Origin of the sequence: Vibrio intestinalis (genome assembly GCF_025195085.2) — a bacterium.
GTDB lineage: Bacteria > Pseudomonadota > Gammaproteobacteria > Enterobacterales > Vibrionaceae > Vibrio > Vibrio intestinalis.
Window position 1 is genome coordinate 248159 of record NZ_JANAVY020000001.1, and the last position, 16943, is coordinate 265101.

General features: G+C 45.4%; 13 protein-coding genes. 10 read left to right on the forward strand and 3 right to left on the reverse strand.

What is annotated here, in order from left to right; genetic code table 11:
- Nucleotides 1-33 precede the first annotated feature (33 nt).
- The 4 genes from MU515_RS01045 to rsmF all read left to right on the forward strand — a co-directional run bounded on the left by MU515_RS01045 (nt 34) and on the right by rsmF (nt 7329).
- The gene (locus MU515_RS01045; RefSeq protein ID WP_260258505.1) at nt 34-1830 is read left to right on the forward strand and encodes an ABC transporter ATP-binding protein; all 1797 of its coding nucleotides are present in this window, start codon (nt 34-36) and stop codon (nt 1828-1830) included.
- A gap of 36 nt (nt 1831-1866) precedes the next feature.
- Complete coding sequence (locus MU515_RS01050; RefSeq protein ID WP_260258506.1) at nt 1867-3165, forward strand: paraquat-inducible protein A; 1299 nt, start codon at nt 1867-1869, stop codon at nt 3163-3165.
- Nucleotides 3158-5791: an MlaD family protein gene (locus MU515_RS01055; RefSeq protein ID WP_260258507.1), complete on the forward strand. Its 2634-nt coding sequence runs from the start codon at nt 3158-3160 to the stop codon at nt 5789-5791. The genes MU515_RS01050 and MU515_RS01055 overlap by 8 nt, the downstream gene beginning before the upstream one ends.
- 113 nt (nt 5792-5904) lie before the next feature.
- Nucleotides 5905-7329, forward strand: coding sequence for a 16S rRNA (cytosine(1407)-C(5))-methyltransferase RsmF (rsmF, locus tag MU515_RS01060; RefSeq protein WP_260258508.1), 1425 nt, complete (start codon nt 5905-5907; stop codon nt 7327-7329).
- A 171-nt stretch (nt 7330-7500) separates the two neighbouring features.
- On the opposite strand, the gene MU515_RS01065 is transcribed toward rsmF, so the two are convergent.
- Entirely contained in the window at nt 7501-8334 is an 834-nt protein-coding gene (locus MU515_RS01065; RefSeq protein WP_260258509.1) for a CvfB family protein, read from the reverse strand.
- A 96-nt stretch (nt 8335-8430) separates the two neighbouring features.
- Between MU515_RS01065 and MU515_RS01070 the strand changes: the two genes are divergently transcribed.
- Nucleotides 8431-9804, forward strand: a complete 1374-nt coding sequence (locus MU515_RS01070; protein WP_260258510.1) for a hypothetical protein — start codon at nt 8431-8433, stop codon at nt 9802-9804.
- Here MU515_RS01070 and MU515_RS01075 read toward each other — a convergent pair.
- Nucleotides 9788-10261 (reverse strand): DUF4442 domain-containing protein, encoded by a 474-nt coding sequence (locus MU515_RS01075; RefSeq protein ID WP_260258511.1) that lies wholly within the window; start codon nt 10259-10261, stop codon nt 9788-9790. The two genes, MU515_RS01070 and MU515_RS01075, sit on opposite strands and share 17 nt — an antisense overlap.
- Before the next feature lie 214 nt (nt 10262-10475).
- Here MU515_RS01075 and MU515_RS01080 point away from each other — a divergent pair, with 214 nt between their 5' ends.
- Nucleotides 10476-11528: a 3-deoxy-7-phosphoheptulonate synthase gene (locus MU515_RS01080; protein WP_260258512.1), complete on the forward strand. Its 1053-nt coding sequence runs from the start codon at nt 10476-10478 to the stop codon at nt 11526-11528.
- Nucleotides 11529-11544: 16 nt separating this feature from the next.
- Nucleotides 11545-12030: a YajQ family cyclic di-GMP-binding protein gene (locus tag MU515_RS01085; RefSeq protein ID WP_260258513.1), complete on the forward strand. Its 486-nt coding sequence runs from the start codon at nt 11545-11547 to the stop codon at nt 12028-12030.
- Nucleotides 12031-12085: 55 nt separating this feature from the next.
- Here the strand turns inward: MU515_RS01085 and MU515_RS01090 are convergent, their stop codons facing one another.
- Nucleotides 12086-13021 (reverse strand): precorrin-2 dehydrogenase/sirohydrochlorin ferrochelatase family protein, encoded by a 936-nt coding sequence (locus tag MU515_RS01090; RefSeq protein WP_260258514.1) that lies wholly within the window; start codon nt 13019-13021, stop codon nt 12086-12088.
- Between the two features lie 397 nt (nt 13022-13418).
- Here MU515_RS01090 and MU515_RS01095 point away from each other — a divergent pair, with 397 nt between their 5' ends.
- The 3 genes from MU515_RS01095 (at nt 13419) to MU515_RS01105 (ending at nt 16928) form a co-directional block, all read left to right on the forward strand.
- Nucleotides 13419-14567, forward strand: coding sequence for an amino acid ABC transporter substrate-binding protein (locus tag MU515_RS01095; RefSeq protein ID WP_260258515.1), 1149 nt, complete (start codon nt 13419-13421; stop codon nt 14565-14567).
- A 65-nt stretch (nt 14568-14632) separates the two neighbouring features.
- Nucleotides 14633-15829, forward strand: coding sequence for an amino acid ABC transporter permease (locus tag MU515_RS01100; RefSeq protein WP_260258516.1), 1197 nt, complete (start codon nt 14633-14635; stop codon nt 15827-15829).
- Nucleotide 15830: 1 nt separating this feature from the next.
- Nucleotides 15831-16928: an amino acid ABC transporter permease gene (locus MU515_RS01105; RefSeq protein ID WP_260258517.1), complete on the forward strand. Its 1098-nt coding sequence runs from the start codon at nt 15831-15833 to the stop codon at nt 16926-16928.
- Nucleotides 16929-16943 lie beyond the last annotated feature (15 nt).

The following is a 16943-nucleotide window of genomic DNA, read 5'->3' on the forward strand; positions in this document are numbered from 1 at the left end:
CGCACATTCAGAATAATAAGCATTATCACTTTAATGAGTAGTCAGACCAACACTATTAGCCGTTCTTGGCTGATAACACAAGTAAAAACACACAAGTCCAAGCTGTTGTTTGCCAATTTTATCGCCATTGTTGCCACTTTAATCAGTGTCCCTATTCCTCTATTAATGCCGTTAATGGTTGATGAGGTTTTACTGGATAAACCGGCGACAGGTTTAGAGCTGATGAACATGGTTCTGCCCGACTCTATTCAAACACCAACAGGTTACATCTTTTTTACGCTGTTTCTGGTTATCTTGATGCGCTCTGGCAGCCAAGTGCTGAACATTCTGCAAAGCCGTCAGTTCACTTTAGTTTCTAAGACCATCACTTACCAAATGCGTGTAAAGATGATTGAAAAGCTTGGTCGCATTAGCATTCGTCAATACGAAACGCGCGGCAGTGGCGGCATTAACGCGCACCTGATTACCGATATAGAAACTATTGACCAGTTTATCGGCTCAACGCTTAGCAAGTTTTTGATTAGCTTATTTACGGTAATTGGTACTGCGGGTGTGCTGCTTTGGCTGGAATGGCGATTAGGCCTGTTCATTTTGCTTGTTAACCCAGTCGTCATTTACTTCTCTCGTAAACTAGGTAGCAAAGTTAAACACCTTAAAAAGCGTGAGAATCAATCTTTTGAGCGATTTCAGAATCGTTTAGTCGAAACCTTAGATGGCATTTATCAATTGCGCGCGGCCAACCGCGAGAAAGAATTTCTAAATCAGCTCAAGCAACAAGCAGATCAAGTTCGCCAAGATGCCGATAAATATGCGTGGCAATCAGAAGCTGCTGGCCGCATTTCGTTTTTGTTGTTCCTATTGGGCTTTGAGCTATTTCGCGCGATTGCGATGTTAATGGTGCTGTTTAGTGATTTAACCATCGGCCAAATTTTTGCTGTGTTTGGCTATTTATGGTTTATGTTAGGCCCTGTTCAAGAGTTGCTAGGCATCCAGTTTTCTTGGTACAGCGCCAAGGCCGCTCTTGGTCGAATCAATACGTTACTTGACCTTGAAGAAGAACACCGCCCACCAAGCAAGGTAAATCCATTCGTACAAGGGCAAGAAGTAGACGTAAAAGTAGAGAACATCGAATTCGCCTACAATGAAGAAAGCAAAGTGCTCAATAACCTTTCATTACACATCCCTGCGGGGAAAAAAGTGGCATTGGTTGGCGCTAGCGGTGGCGGTAAATCAACCTTGATACAGCTGTTAATTGGTGTGTATCGACAAAACTCAGGCTCTATTTTATTTAACCACCAACCGACTGAAGCGGTCAGTTTTGATGTAATTCGTGATCAGATAGCGGTGGTATTACAACAACCTATACTATTTAATGACAGCTTAAGGCATAATTTGACCCTTGGCGGTCAATACAGTGACGAGCAGTTATGGCAAGCACTTGATGTCGCACAGATGCAGGATGTTATCACGCAGCTTAGTGACGGTTTAGAGACGCAAATTGGTCGCAGTGGTATTCGTTTATCCGGCGGTCAACGCCAGCGCTTAGCGATAGCGAGAATGATATTGAGCGATCCGAAATTCGTCATTTTAGATGAAGCGACATCCGCGCTTGATACCGCAACTGAAGCTGCACTGCACAAGGCATTGAATGAATTCCTCAATGGCCGCACCACTTTGATTGTTGCTCATCGCCTATCGGCAGTGAAACAAGCTGATTTAATTTACGTATTAGAAGACGGACAAGTTACCCAAACGGGAACGCACGGAGAATTAGTTGAACAACAAGGCTTATACCAAACCTTATATGGGTCGATTCAATCGCACGCGTAATGTTCTTCTTTCGCAGTTTTGTGCTGGAGAGCTTTTATGAGCTCTCCAAAACAAGAGTGTCGCGGCTCTGTGCCACAAATTACCTCCGCTACTCGTCTTTGCCAAGGATGTGAATTACCGATTGGAATCATAGAGGTTAAGCGCGGGAAAAGCGCCTATTGCCCTCGTTGCGGCACGCAGCTCTACCGAGGCGGCCAACCATCTCTTTCTGGTAACCTCGCAATAGCGTTAACCTGTTTATTGCTTTTTATTCCTTCTCACTTTTTCGAGTTCATTAGTATTCGCTTATTTGGTGTGATGATCCCAGCGACCTTACCATCAGGGGTATTTACCCTATTTGGTGAAGGCTTCATCTTTTTATCTTTACTGATTTTCTTCTGTAGCTCTATCGCGCCCCTTTTAGTGTGTAGCGCTGTTGTTAGCGCCCATGCGGCACTCAAATATCGTCACTTTAAGCTACTCAAAACCTCACTATGGTTAATTCAGCACCTTAAGCACTGGGTGATGATTGATGTGTTCCTTATTAGCGTGGCCATCTCATGCTTTAAGTTGCAAGACTACTCTGACATTTTTGTTGGCCCTGGATTATATGGTTTGATTCTACTCCAACTGTTTACGGTACTGCTGGTCAGTCGAGTGAGTATTCGTCGCTATTGGGAGAGCTACCAAACGGAAAGTAGCTTTGAGTTCGGGCACAAAAGCGTCCATTGTACTGCGTGTCATCTTTCTCAGCCCGAAGGTGAGCAATGTGTTCGCTGCGATAAGCCTCTTTATCATCGAGCCCCGCAATCAATCCAAAAAACTTGGGCTTACCTGATTGCTGCGTCCATTGCTATCTTTCCTGCGAACTTGATCCCGATATCAATTTTGCTCACCAACGGTAAACGCCTAGAAGATACAATTTTCTCCGGCGTGGCGGCATTGGTTAAAAACGGTATGACTGGCATTGCCATCATTATCTTTGTAGCCAGTATTGTTGTGCCGGTCGCGAAAATTCTCGGCCTCGCCTATATCTTGTTAGCCGCGCACTTCAAACGACAAATTTTTCACCGACAAAGGATGATTATCTACTTTGTTGTGAAATGGATCGGCAAATGGTCAATGATGGATCTGTTTGTTATATCAATCATGATGACCTTAGTTGACCGCGGTCAAATCCTTGATTTTACACCGGGTTATGGCGCTGTCGCTTTCGGGTTTGTTGTGGTATTAACCATGCTAGCCGCAGAAAGTTTTGATCCGCGATTTATCTGGGACAACTACTCAGAGAAATCCAACCAAACATCAGGTAACACCAAACCTAGTTCTATTAACAATGAGTCTGTGAATGAGTAACCAAACGTCTTCGCCAACTTCGTATGCTCCCGATGTGAAGCGTAATAAAGGCATTTCCCCTCTTTGGATTTTGCCGATCTTAACCATGCTGTTAGCCGGTTGGTTGGTCTATAAAGCCATCCATGATGCAGGGCAAAGAGTGCAAATTCATTTTTCTGATGCACAGGGCTTAATTGCCGGGCGCACTACCATTCGCTATCAAGGCTTGGAAGTGGGCATGGTGCGTTCAATCAACCTTGGCGAAGATCTATCAAGCATCTACGTCGAAGCAGACATCTACCCTGATGCCACCCAGCTGCTTACAGACAAAACACGCTTTTGGATGGTCAAACCTACCGCGTCACTATCAGGTATTTCCGGCTTAGATGCCTTAGTATCGGGTAACTACATTGCCATTCAACCAAGTGACGAAGGCGGCGAACTTAAAACCGAATTTGTCGCTTTAGAGCGTGCCCCGTCTGATTTACTCGCTAAACAAGGGCTCAACATCAGCCTAAAAGCGCAAGACTTGGGCGGTATTTCCATCGGTTCACAAATTCTGTATCGCAAAATCCCTATCGGTGAGGTATACAGCTATCAATTGGATAACAACAGTAAGAACGTGATTATCCAAGCGTCTATCCAAGATGAATATCGCTCTATCATTACTGACGAAAGCCGCTTTTGGAACGTCAGTGGCATCGGCGCAAACATCGGTTTTTCAGGGGTAGATATTCGCCTTGAAAGCCTAACATCACTGATTGGTGGTTCAATTGCCGTTGATTCGCCAGACAAAGGCGAACCAGTGATGGATAACACCTTGTTTAAGCTCTACCCTGATCTGAAAACAGCAGGTCGCGGTATTCCGATTAAGATTGCTCTGCCAGACGACAACAAAATCAGCCCATCTGGCGCACCTATTATTTACCGCGGATTAGAGATCGGCCAAATCACCGACTTAGCCTTAGATGAATCGCGCGAGCAAATCATTGCTTCAGCCGCGATTGAGCCCGCATTCAGTGACATGCTCACCAGTGGCACTCAATTGATTTTAGAAGAGGCACAAGTCTCGCTTTCTGGCGTAGAGAATCTAACCAACTTGGTTAAGGGTAACTTCTTAACGCTTGTACCGGGTGAAGGGGAAAAAGTTCGTCACTTTACTGCAATTCGCAAAAACGCGTTTAAGAAGCAGCAGGCAAAATCGATTCCTGTTCAGCTCGTTTCAGACAACTCATTTGGCCTTGATTCGGGTGCCAAGATTCTCTATCGCGGAATTAAAGTAGGTAGCATTACTCAGGTCAACTTAGTCGATGACCAAGTTCGTTTCGATACTTTGATTGATAAACGCTATGCCAACTTAATCAAATCGCAAAACCGATTCTTCGTTACTGGCAGTGCTAAAGCCGAGCTAACCGAATCTGGCTTAAATATTACGGTGCCACCCGCTAAGCAGCTATTAACTGGCTCTATCAGTTTCGTCAGTGAAGGCGCAGCTAAGCCAAGCAAGCACTACAAACTCTACCAAAGCCAATCGTTAGCTGAGTTAGCGAAATACAACTTATCAGGCTCTTACAAACTGACGCTTTTGGCTGACGAACTCCCTCCTGTATCAAAGGGAAGCCCTCTTCTTTATCGCAACTTACAAGTTGGTAGCGTGGCTGACTTCAAACTGGTTGATGGTAAAGTGCTCGTGGCTGTGAGTATCGAAAATCAATACAAGCACCTTATCACTCAACAAACCGTGTTTTGGAACCGTTCAGGCGTTGAGATTGATGCTAGCTTAGCAGGTGTTAGCGTAAAAGCTTCACCTCTGAAAACCTTAGTACAAGGCGGCATTGCGTTTGATTCCCTATCGGGCGTTGAAAACAAACAAGGCGAACGTTGGTTACTGTATAAAGACTTCAAAAATGCGCGTAAATCTGGCCACGCGATTAGCCTTGTTGCCGGTGGCGATAGCAATGTTGGAGTCGGCACACCCATTAAATTCAGCGGCGTAAAAGTGGGTGAAGTAACCGACATTAAGCCTAATTTTATCAATGGTAACGTCGACCTATCAGCCCGCATTCTGCCTGAATACGCCGATAGAATCGCACGCTCAGGCGCTTACTTCTGGTTGCCACAGCCTGAAGTTGGTTTAAGCGGTGTTAAGAATTTAGAGAACCTACTTAGCCAATCCATTGCGGTTGAAGTGGGACACGGCAACAAAACCAGCACCTTCACGCTGCACGACCAACCAAGCAGCTCCGAAGGGGTTAAATTTACGCTTCAAAGTGAAACACGCGGATCTGTTAGTATTGGTACCCCTATCCTGTTCAGAGACATGGAAGTGGGCGTAGTGACAGATGTCGAACTGGGCGAATTTGCCGATCGCATCATTACATCGATTTCTATCGAGTCAAAATATGCCTATCTAATTAGACAAAATACTGTGTTCTGGAATACTTCCGGTGTGGATGTCTCAATCGGCTTATCGGGCGCGAACATTAAAGCGGGTACCATTGATAGCTTAGTGCGCGGCGGTATTACCTTTGCTACTCCTGAGCAATCAGAACTGCAACCGATGGCTAAATCTAACCAAAGCTTCTTCCTCTACCCAGAGCCAGAGGAAAGCTGGAAGACATGGCGCACCGCGATTCCAAAACCTTAACCTTAAAAACGCAGCAATCGCTGCGTTTTTTCTTTTACGGATAAAGAGTGAACTGCAATTTTCAGTTAAGCACTATACAATAGCCGCCAGTTTGATTTGAACGAGATACTACCTTGCACCAGAACGTCTACCTACCAGAAGAATTTCTAAACGAGATGAAGGCCATCATGCCGGAATCACTCTCTATGGATGACTTTATTTCCGCTTGCCAGCGCCCATTGCGTAAAAGCATTCGAGTCAACACATTGAAAATCTCCGTTGAAGAATTTGTGGCTCGCGCAGAACGTAAAGGATGGCAGCTATCCCCTGTTCCTTGGTGTAAGCAAGGCTTCTGGATTGAAGCCGATGAATCTGAAGTTCCACTTGGTAATACCGCTGAGCACATGGCTGGGTTGTTCTACATCCAAGAAGCCAGCTCTATGATGCCTGTATCAGCGCTGTTCGATATTGAGCCAACACAGTACCAATCCGTGCTCGATATGGCCGCAGCTCCTGGCTCTAAAACGACCCAGATTGCCGCATGCATGGAAAACCAAGGTGTGTTAGTCGCGAACGAGTTTTCAGCGAGCCGCGTAAAAGTGCTACACGCAAACATTGAGCGTTGCGGCGTACGAAATGCAGCACTGAGTAACTATGATGGCCGAGTGTTTGGTGGTTGGTTACCTGAGCATTTTGATGCGGTACTGATTGATGCTCCATGTTCTGGTGAAGGTACGGTGCGCAAAGATGCGGACGCAATGAAAAACTGGAGCAAAGAGTCGGTTATTGCCATTTCAGATACGCAAAAAGACCTTATCGAGAGCGCTTTCCATGCACTCAAGCCTGGTGGCGTCATGGTCTACTCAACCTGTACCTTGAGCATTGAAGAAAACCAACAAGTTTGCCATCACTTAAAACAAACCTTTGGCGATTTAGTCGAGTTCGATGATTTAACACCGCTATTCCCTGAAGCAAAAACCGCAATCACTGAAGATGGCTTTTTGCATATATTCCCGCAGATGTATGACTGTGAGGGTTTCTTTGTCGCAAGACTTCGTAAAACAGGTTCTGTGACGCCACCACCGGTGAAAAAGCGCCTAGGTAAATTCCCGTTTGCCAAAGCGAGCAACAAAGTCGCGCAACAGATTGCCGATTCACTAAAACAAACCTTAAACATTAGCCTACCCGCTGACAGCGCAGTTTGGTTGCGTGATAACGATGTTTGGCTGTTTCCACAAGCACTCGAACCCATGTTGACTGAATTTAAATTCTCTCGCATGGGCATCAAGATCGCTGAAGCTCATAAGAAGGGTTACCGCTGGCAACACCAAGTGGCGACCACACTTGCCACCGATGCTGACTCACAAAGTGTCGAGTTATCTATCGAAGATGCAAGAGAATGGTTTATGGGTCGTGATGTTCGACCAGAAGGCCTGTCAGGTAAAGGCGAAGTGATTGTGAAATTCAATAACGATGTGATTGGCTTAGGAAAGTGGGTAGGAAACCGAGTTAAGAATGGCCTGCCGCGAGAGCTTGTTAGAGATAAAAATCTGTTCTAAACGCAAGAGCTTAGTTCCAAATTCCAACAAATTCTCGCACTAACGAAATTTTGTACTACACTTAATTTATGAGTTAAGCAGTAATATCAAACAGTTAGCGCAGGCTCAGTAGAGCCCTTCCCCTAAGGCCCGGATCGGGATAAGATCTGGGCCTTTTTTTGTCTGGTCTAATTAAACCAGACGAATGCCTTCTTTTTCGATGGTGATTTTTCCTGCTTTATACAGGCCACCGATGGTCTTTTTGAAGGTACCTTTACTGGTTCTAAACGCGGCAAAAATCGCATCCGGTGAAGACTTATCATTCAGCGGTAAGAAACCATCTTTCTTTTCAAGCAGTTCGATAATCTTGGTGCTTAAGTCATCCATCTTAGCTACACCAACCTTTTGCAAAGAAAGATCGATTTTGCCATCTTCACGAATCGCTTTGATGTAACCCTTAACCTTTTTACCGACAAACAGCTTGCCAAACACATCAGAGCTAAAGATCATGCCCCAATGTTCACAGTTAACAATCGCCTTGTAGCCAAGCTCACTGCGCTCAGCAATCAACAAGTCGACTTGCTGGTTACGCGTGTAATTGGCTGGCGTATTATCTAGGTGTTTATTGAACTTAGTTGTACCTACGATGCGGCCAGAGGCCTTATCTGTGTAGACATAAACTAAAATGGTCTGCCCTTCAGCTAAACGACCACGTTGCTCGCTGAATGGTATCAGTAGATCTTTGCTCTTGATGCCCCAGTTAACAAATGCACCTGTCGCATTGATGCCTTCAATCTTCATTAGGCCCCATTCGCCAACTTGAGCGATTGGTGTTTCAGTCGTTGCAGCGAGTTGGTTATCAGAATCAAAATACAAAAATGCATCGATAAACTGACCGACTTCGGTACCTTCCGGAACGAAGCGACTTGGTAGCAGGCTAGACCCAAATTCTCCGGCGTCTAAGAACACGCCAAATTCGGTTTTCTTTACTACTTCTAGGTGGTTTACTTGCCCAACGTTAATCATTGTATTTTTTCTCTGTAACACATAATGAGGGCGATTATAACGAAACTCTGGTATGCTTGCTCGCGGTAATTTGAACAATTTTTCTAGGAGCTATCTTTGATTACCGTTGATAAGCATGACGGCATTACGCTCAAGATTGCCCATGCGATGGCTTCGACCAAGAAGTCCAATTTAGACCTCTACTTTTTTATTCCCGGTGAGCTTGGCTTAACGCCGGACGTATTAAAAGAAAGTGATTTTTACTACAGCTCGATTGTTCAAAAACGCGCCTACTTCAGTGACAAAACCCTGCTTCCCCTTGTACATAGCCGTTTAGCTAAACGAGGCCGTCTTTCGTCTACTCAATACCGAGTCAGTTTGAGTTTGTTCGCCTACCAATACGTTATCGCACTTGATAAAGCAGTGAGTGAGCTAAACAAACATGATAAAGATGAAGTGACCACCGAAGAGGTCGATGCAGTGATCGAACTTGCCATCGACATTCTGAAAAAGCTGCGCCGCAGTATTCCTTATGAAGAAAGCTTAAAACGTTACTACGCCAACATTGATAACTATCTCTCATGGTATACCGAGCAAAGGTTCTTATCTTTGGTCGCTCACATGCCACGCGATGGTGAGTATAAAACGCTGAAAGAGCGCCTGATTACCATCGTTGAAAAAGAGAAAGCGCACCGCAAACTCAATAACTACAACTCGCAAGGTGTACGTGACGATGTCACGCGAATGAGTAACAAAATGCGCTTGTTGCGTCGTTTGATTGAGCATCCAATCGTATTGAAAGAACGCACTACCTCGCTAGGTAAAAACATGAAGCGTGCGGTCAAAGGTATCGCGACTGGCTTTGTGATGGTGTTCGTGACGACCACAGCGATATTGGCTCGTGACTACTGGGGTGAAATTACCGCCTCATTTATCATTGCGATGTCTTTCGTTTACGCGCTGCGTGAAATATTCAAAGATGATTTGCGTGACGTCTTGTGGCGCTGGTTTCGTAAAGGTAAGCCTAAATGGCGTAAGCGTTATATCGACCCAACAACGAATAAAACCGTGGGGCAAAAACATGAGTGGCTTGATTACACCACTCGTACAGCCTTGCCGGATATGATTAAGCTGATCCGCAAAAAGCGTGTTGTTCAGCGTGAAGAGCAGATCCTTCACTATCGCTCTGAAATCGAAATGTCGACCTCGAAGTTTATGAGTGGTTATGAAGAGACACGTGAATCACTTATGCTGAGCATGCGATCGCTCACGCGTTTAATGGATAAAGGCTCAAATAAGGTGTACTTGCTCAACAACGGTCAAGTAAGTAAAGAGTCCGTTGAAAAACGCCACCTTATTAACTTGATCGCCAAAGAAGATAACTTTGATGGCAAACCCGTTTATTACCGTTGGAAGATAGTGCTAAACCGAAGCAAAGTAGTCGCCATCGAACAAATCGAAATCAACCCGACCACTAACCCACTCGTTTAATCGATAAGGTCAAATCAAACACCGCCATCGGCTCATCTCCACTGATTGATGGGCAGGTGGCGACTATTTTTACCGCCTGATTAATTCGCTCGCCCGACTCAATAGCCTCGTCCAGCATTTGATCGATCAACTCCCCATCATGGCAAGTAAAAATCACATCCGCTTCTGGCCTTTTGAGAAACTGCCCAGTGACCGCTTTAAACGCCAGTGAGATTTTTTCACCTCTTGCCTGCGCTTTACTCATGGCCATAAAGCCACCAGCAACATCTGCCCCAATCGCTAACACGCCAAAATACATGCTATTGAGATGGTTTTTTGTTCGACGTTTGAGTGGAATTTTCACCACAACCTGCTGCTCATCCAACGTCAATATCTTGGGTCTCGATAACCAAATCATCGGTACTTTAAAAAAACCGAAGTAATTTAAGTAGAAGTTTGCTTTTGTTAATGGCGACATATAACTCATCCGACCTGCTCCACACTCTATCAATTGAATATCAACTGGTCATAAAGTCAACATAAATTTAACATTTTTGAGAATTCCAATCTCCGCTTAGGTTACATTGTCACCTAAACCTTCACTTAGTTATAAGTTAAAAACGATAAGTGGTTTATTCCTCGGTGGGTTTCCGTTATCTTTACCGCTTCGCAATAAAAGAACAGGCTGTGGTATGCCACTTAAAACCGACGAACTAAGAACCCAACCACTGGGTCCAATGCCGACACCGGCAGAGCTTGGAAGCGCTCACCCAATTACGGACGACGTAGCAGATCGCATAGCTAATTCTCGCCGCCAAATCGAAAAAATTCTTAACGGACAAGACGACCGCTTATTGGTTATCGTCGGTCCGTGTTCAGTGCATGACACTGAAGCTGCCCTTGAATATGCAGAGCGTCTAGCCGCGGTTCAAGAGCAATACAAAGATCAACTCTTCATCGTGATGCGCACTTACTTTGAAAAACCACGTACAGTCGTGGGTTGGAAAGGCCTCATCACTGACCCTAATCTTGATGGCTCTTACGCCCTAGAAGCTGGTCTACATAAAGCACGCAAACTGCTGCTTGATATCAATAAGCTTGGCTTAGCTACCGCAACCGAGTTTCTTGATATGATCACCGGTCAATATATTGCTGATCTCATTACGTGGGGCGCAATTGGCGCACGTACTACTGAGTCTCAAATTCACCGTGAAATGGCGTCTGCACTCTCTTGCCCAGTTGGTTTTAAAAACGGAACCAACGGCAACATCAAGATTGCCATCGATGCGATTCGCGCATCAAAAGCGTCTCACTACTTCTACTCTCCAGATAAAAATGGCCGCATGACCGTTTACCGCACCAGTGGTAATCCATTTGGTCACGTTATTTTACGTGGTGGTGAGAACGGTCCAAACTTTGATGCTCAATCGGTTGAAGCGGCATGTAAACAGCTTGATGAGGTCGATTTACCACAACGACTTGTGGTAGATTTTAGTCACGCAAACTGCCAAAAACAGCACAAAAAACAAATCGATGTCGCAAAAGATATTTGCGAGCAAATCAAGTCTGGTAGCCGCTACATTGCCGGCATCATGGCTGAAAGTTTTATTGTGGAAGGCAACCAACCAATGGATGACATCACTGCCCTAACGTACGGCCAGTCGATTACTGATCCATGTTTAAGTTGGGAAGATACAGCGAACATGTTGGAACTATTGGCGAACGCGGTTAAAGCTCGCCCATAACTTTGAGGATAACTCCATGCCATCTTTTGATATTGTTTCAGAAATCGATACAGTTGAACTACGTAACGCAGTGGACAACGCATCACGCGAACTTTCAACTCGTTTTGACTTTCGAAACGTAGAAGCAGAGTTCGAGATGCAAAAAGATGAGTCTGTAAAGCTAAGCGCTGAAGGCGATTTCCAGCTTAAGCAGATGCGTGATATTTTGCGCGCTCACTTAGCGAAACGTGGCGTCGATGCCGGCTCAATGGAAGCGAAAGACCCAGAAGCGACAGGCAAAAACTGGCACCAAGTCATTGTCTTCAAGCAAGGCATTGATACGCCAATGGCAAAGAAAGTGGTAAAAGCACTGAAAGACGCCAAGATGAAGGTTCAAGCGTCTATCCAAGGTGAGAAAGTGCGCGTTACTGGTAAGAAACGTGACGACTTACAAGCTGCTATCGCGCTGATCCGCGAAGCAGAGCTTGGCCAACCATTCCAATACGAAAACTTCCGCGACTAAGCCGCATTGAAGTTAAGCAAAACGCCAACTTTCGTTGGCGTTTTTTGTTTCTGTTCTACTGACTCGCGAGCTTCAAGAACAAATCCTGACCGCGCAACAAGCGATATTTAGCATTTTGAGGTGATACAAACACCACAATACGCAACCCTTGCTCGCGCGCAAATGCCAATTTCTCTGCCAATTCGCCCTCACTGACGAATTCTTCTCGCTCAGCGTCACGACGCACTAAATCAACAAAACCAAATGGGCACGCCGATTCGTGTAACACCAACTCAGCTTGCTGCATCAAACGCATCGCTTTCAGCGACAACAACTCCACATCGCTACCATATTCAAGCCAAGTCACGGTTGGCGGCTCGATTTGCGTCGTTGTTAGCACCTGTTGGTAACTCTCTTCTAGCGCTTGGCGCGATGCTGCTGATTCAACCCCGGGATGAGAGAAAAAGCGCTCCCAGAATTTTCGTCGACTATCGACATCCGGCATCACTTGCTTGATGTGATTGCGTTTTGACGAACTAAAATCAGCCAATATCGAAAGGTTCTGTGGTAGCTGTGCCTCAAGCTTCTCGCGGATATTTCGCACCAAAACGGGCGAAGCGCCGCCGCTAGATATCGCCACTTGAATGCGGCCACGGTTAATCATTGAAGGCGTAATAAAGTCGCAATACGGCTGGTCGTCCACAACATTAACCAGTAAACCTAGCGCTTTAGCATCGGCATGTACTTGATGGTTGAGCTCTGGATTATCAGTGGTTGCCCATACCTGCACATAACGCTTGTCCATCATATCTTGCGAATAGAAGTTCTGAATCCAATAGCACTCTTGCTGATCCACCAGCCTTTGCAAATATGCGTCTATGGTTGGGGAAACGATGGTCACTTGCGAACCTGCGCGCACCAAACTGTCGACTTTTCTGCTGGCGACTTCTCCGCCTCCAACAACAAGAACTGGCTTACCTTTTAAGTCCAAAAACAATGGAAAATACTGCATACCCTTCCCTGAAAACTATTTAAATAAAATTAATTACCGAATTTCAGCACATTGCCAACAGTTAAAACGGAGTTCTTCTCTCGCAGCGATTTATTTTGCTAATTATCGCTTGCGTCGTTTTATAACTCACCAAGTTTTGAAAAAGATCGACTCGATCCCGTTTACATATCATTAACAATTGGTCATTCTATTGGGGTGGATTTGTGATTCCTATCAAAATTCTTTTTAAATTATATATTTGAGAATCGGCAAATCCTTACCTAACCTTATAACGAGTTGATTTATAGAACCACGATTATTAACGGGTTTTAAATCAAACAAACACAAAACATAACATATTTGATGCGACGTATCAGGGGTTACCTGGTTTAACAAGGATCATACAGGAAGGATACACATGGTAAATAAGCTCTCACTCCTTAGTACAGGCATTATTGCCGCTCTAGTTGTCACCGGTTGTGGTGGCGAAAGCTCAACTCAAAGCTCTGCCGAAGACCAAGCAAAAATAGCGTCATTAGAAAGCAAAGTAGCGGATTTAGAATCTCAACTTAAACAATCTTCAACAGCACCCGCTGCTACCACTTCTGCTCAATCAGGTTCAACATTAGATAAAGTCAAAGCCGATGGCGTACTGACATGTGGTGTGAGTACTGGTCTACCTGGTTTCTCAAACCCTAACTCAAAAGGTGAATGGGAAGGCATCGATGTGGAATATTGCCAAGCGGTCGCAGCTGCCGTGTTAGGCGATAAATCTAAAGTTAAATACGTACCGCTTACAGCTAAAGAGCGTTTCACTGCCCTTCAATCTGGTGAGATTGATGTGCTTTCACGTAACACTACCTGGACTCTACACCGTGATACAGCACTAGGCTTAAACTTTGTCGGTGTTAACTACTACGATGGTCAAGGCTTTATGGTGAAGAAAGACCTTGATGTCGCGAGCGCGAAAGATCTTGATGGCGCTTCAGTGTGTGTTCAATCTGGTACAACGACCGAGCTAAACCTAGCGGATTACTTCCGTAATGAAGGCATGAGCTATAAACCGGTTGTTTTCGATACCGCAGCGCAAACATCGAAAGGTTTCGATGCCGGCCGTTGTGATGTGCTAACTACTGACCAATCTGGTCTGTATGCACTGCGTTTGAACCTTGCAGACCCATCATCGGCAGTAGTACTGCCTGAAATTATCTCTAAAGAACCGCTAGGTCCTGTGGTTCGTCAAGGCGATGATAAGTGGTTTAACGTTGCGAAATGGACACTTAACACCATGATTAACGCGGAAGAATACGGCATTAGTTCGGAAAACGCAGATGAGATGCTCAAATCAACCGATCCAAACATCAAACGTATTCTTGGTGTGGATGGCCCTAAAGGTAAAGGCCTTGGTCTAAACGATGATTGGGGCTACCAAGTCATCAAGCAAGTAGGTAACTACGGCGAAAGCTTCGAGCGTACTGTAGGTGAAGGTTCACCTCTGGAAATCTCTCGTGGCGTAAACGCTCTGTGGAATAAAGGCGGCTTCTTGTACGCTCCACCAATCCGATAACGGCACAAGTGGGCAGGCGAATGTTCGCCTGCCCTACATCAAACGGATTTTGAGGTTACTGCTGTATGAAACCTGATAACAATAACGTACCGCCGGCTAAACCCTCGGGTACGAATATTCTTTATAATCCCACCTTTCGCTCGGTCGTGTTCCAAATCATAGCGGTCTGCGCCCTAGCTTTTTTCATTTACACTATCGTTAACAATGCACTTACTAATCTAGACTCTCGCGGTATCGCAACTGGTTTCGGCTTTCTTAATCAAGAAGCAGGTTTTGGGATTGGCCTAACCTTGATTGAATATGACGAAACCTTTTCCTATGGCCGAACCTTTGTGATTGGCCTACTCAATACGGCATTGGTGTCGTTTCTGGGTATCATTCTGGCTACGGTACTTGGCTTTGCGATTGGTATCGCTCGACTATCGTCCAACTGGTTAGTCAGCCGCTTTGCTGCGGTCTACATAGAAATATTCCGTAACGTACCTTTATTGCTGCAAATATTCTTCTGGTATTTTGCGGTGCTGCAAGCGCTACCGTCACCCAAGCAAAGTATCAGCTTAGGTGAATCCATTTTCTTGAACGTGCGCGGACTTTACTTCCCTGCTCCGGTATTTGAATCTGGCTCTTCGGTCGTAATGTTTACGCTGGTGTTTGGTATTGTCGCTTCAATTGTAATTAACATCTGGGCCAACAATAAGCAAAAGCTCACCGGTCAACAAACACCAATGCTACGGATTGTTTTCGGGCTCTGTGTTGTGTTACCGATTGCGGCCTATTTCCTGATGGGTTCGCCTATTTCGGCGCAATACCCTGAACTCAAAGGATTTAACTTCCGAGGCGGTATCAGCATTATTCCTGAACTGGCCGCACTGTTACTGGCTTTAAGTATTTATACCGCATCCTTTATTGCGGAAATTGTCCGTTCGGGCATAAATGCCGTTAGCCATGGACAAACTGAAGCCTCGATGTCACTAGGCTTACCTCGGTCTAAAACACTTAAGCTAGTGATTATTCCGCAAGCGCTGCGAATCATTATTCCGCCGTTAACAAGCCAATACTTAAACCTAACCAAAAACTCATCACTCGCAATGGCCATCGGCTACCCTGATCTAGTCTCAGTATTTGCGGGCACAACTCTCAACCAAACCGGTCAAGCAATTGAAATTATTGCCATGACCATGGGCGTTTACCTCACTTTGAGTTTGTTAACCTCAGCGTTAATGAACATTTATAACCGCAAAGTCGCACTGGTGGAGAGATAGCATGAAACAACATCAATTCTTGCCTGACCTGCCGCCACCAGCAAACACGGTTGGTGTGGTCGGTTGGTTACGTCGTAACTTGTTTAATGGCCCGGTGAACTCTGTTGTCACCATCATACTGGCCTACTTTGCTCTGTCTTCGTTATGGGGCATCGTTGACTGGGCATTCTTAAAAGCCGACTGGGTAGGCACTACCCGTGATGCGTGTAGCCGAGAAGGAGCTTGCTGGGTATTCATTAGTGTGCGTTGGGAGCAGTTCATGTACGGCTTCTACCCACAAGAAGAACTGTGGCGCCCACGCCTGTTCTACATCACTTTGGCTATCTTTACTCTACTGCTCGCCTACGAAAAAACACCAAAACGTTTTTGGATTTGGTTATTTTTCGTCAACATCTACCCATTTATTGTCGCCGCACTTTTATATGGTGGTGTATTTGGCCTTGAAGTAGTTGAAACCCATAAATGGGGTGGCTTGCTCGTTACCTTAATCATTGCCTTAGTCGGTATTGTGGTATCACTGCCGATTGGCGTCGCGCTGGCCTTAGGACGCCGCTCTGAGATGCCCATCATCCGCAGTATGTGTACTGTCTATATTGAGGTCTGGCGTGGCGTACCACTAATTACTGTGCTGTTTATGGCGTCGGTTATGTTGCCGCTATTCCTAGCAGAAGGGTCTGAAACCGATAAGCTGATTCGCGCTTTAATTGGTGTGGTCATGTTTAGTGCAGCATATATGGCAGAGGTAGTACGTGGTGGCCTGCAAGCAATTCCAAAAGGCCAGTATGAAGCCGCCGATGCGCTCGGATTAAGCTATTGGAAAAAGATGGGACTTATTATTTTGCCTCAAGCGCTAAAGATAACGATCCCATCCATTGTGAACACCTTCATTGGCCTATTTAAAGACACCAGTCTCGTACTCATCATTGGTATGTTTGATGTACTGGGTATCGGCCAAGCTGCGAATACTGACCCTGAGTGGTTAGGCTTTGCAACAGAAAGCTATGTTTTTGTCGCGTTAGTGTTCTGGGTATTTTGTTTTGGCATGTCGAGATACTCGATATGGCTTGAAAACAAACTGCACACCGGCCACAAACGATAGAGCATATTCAAGGAC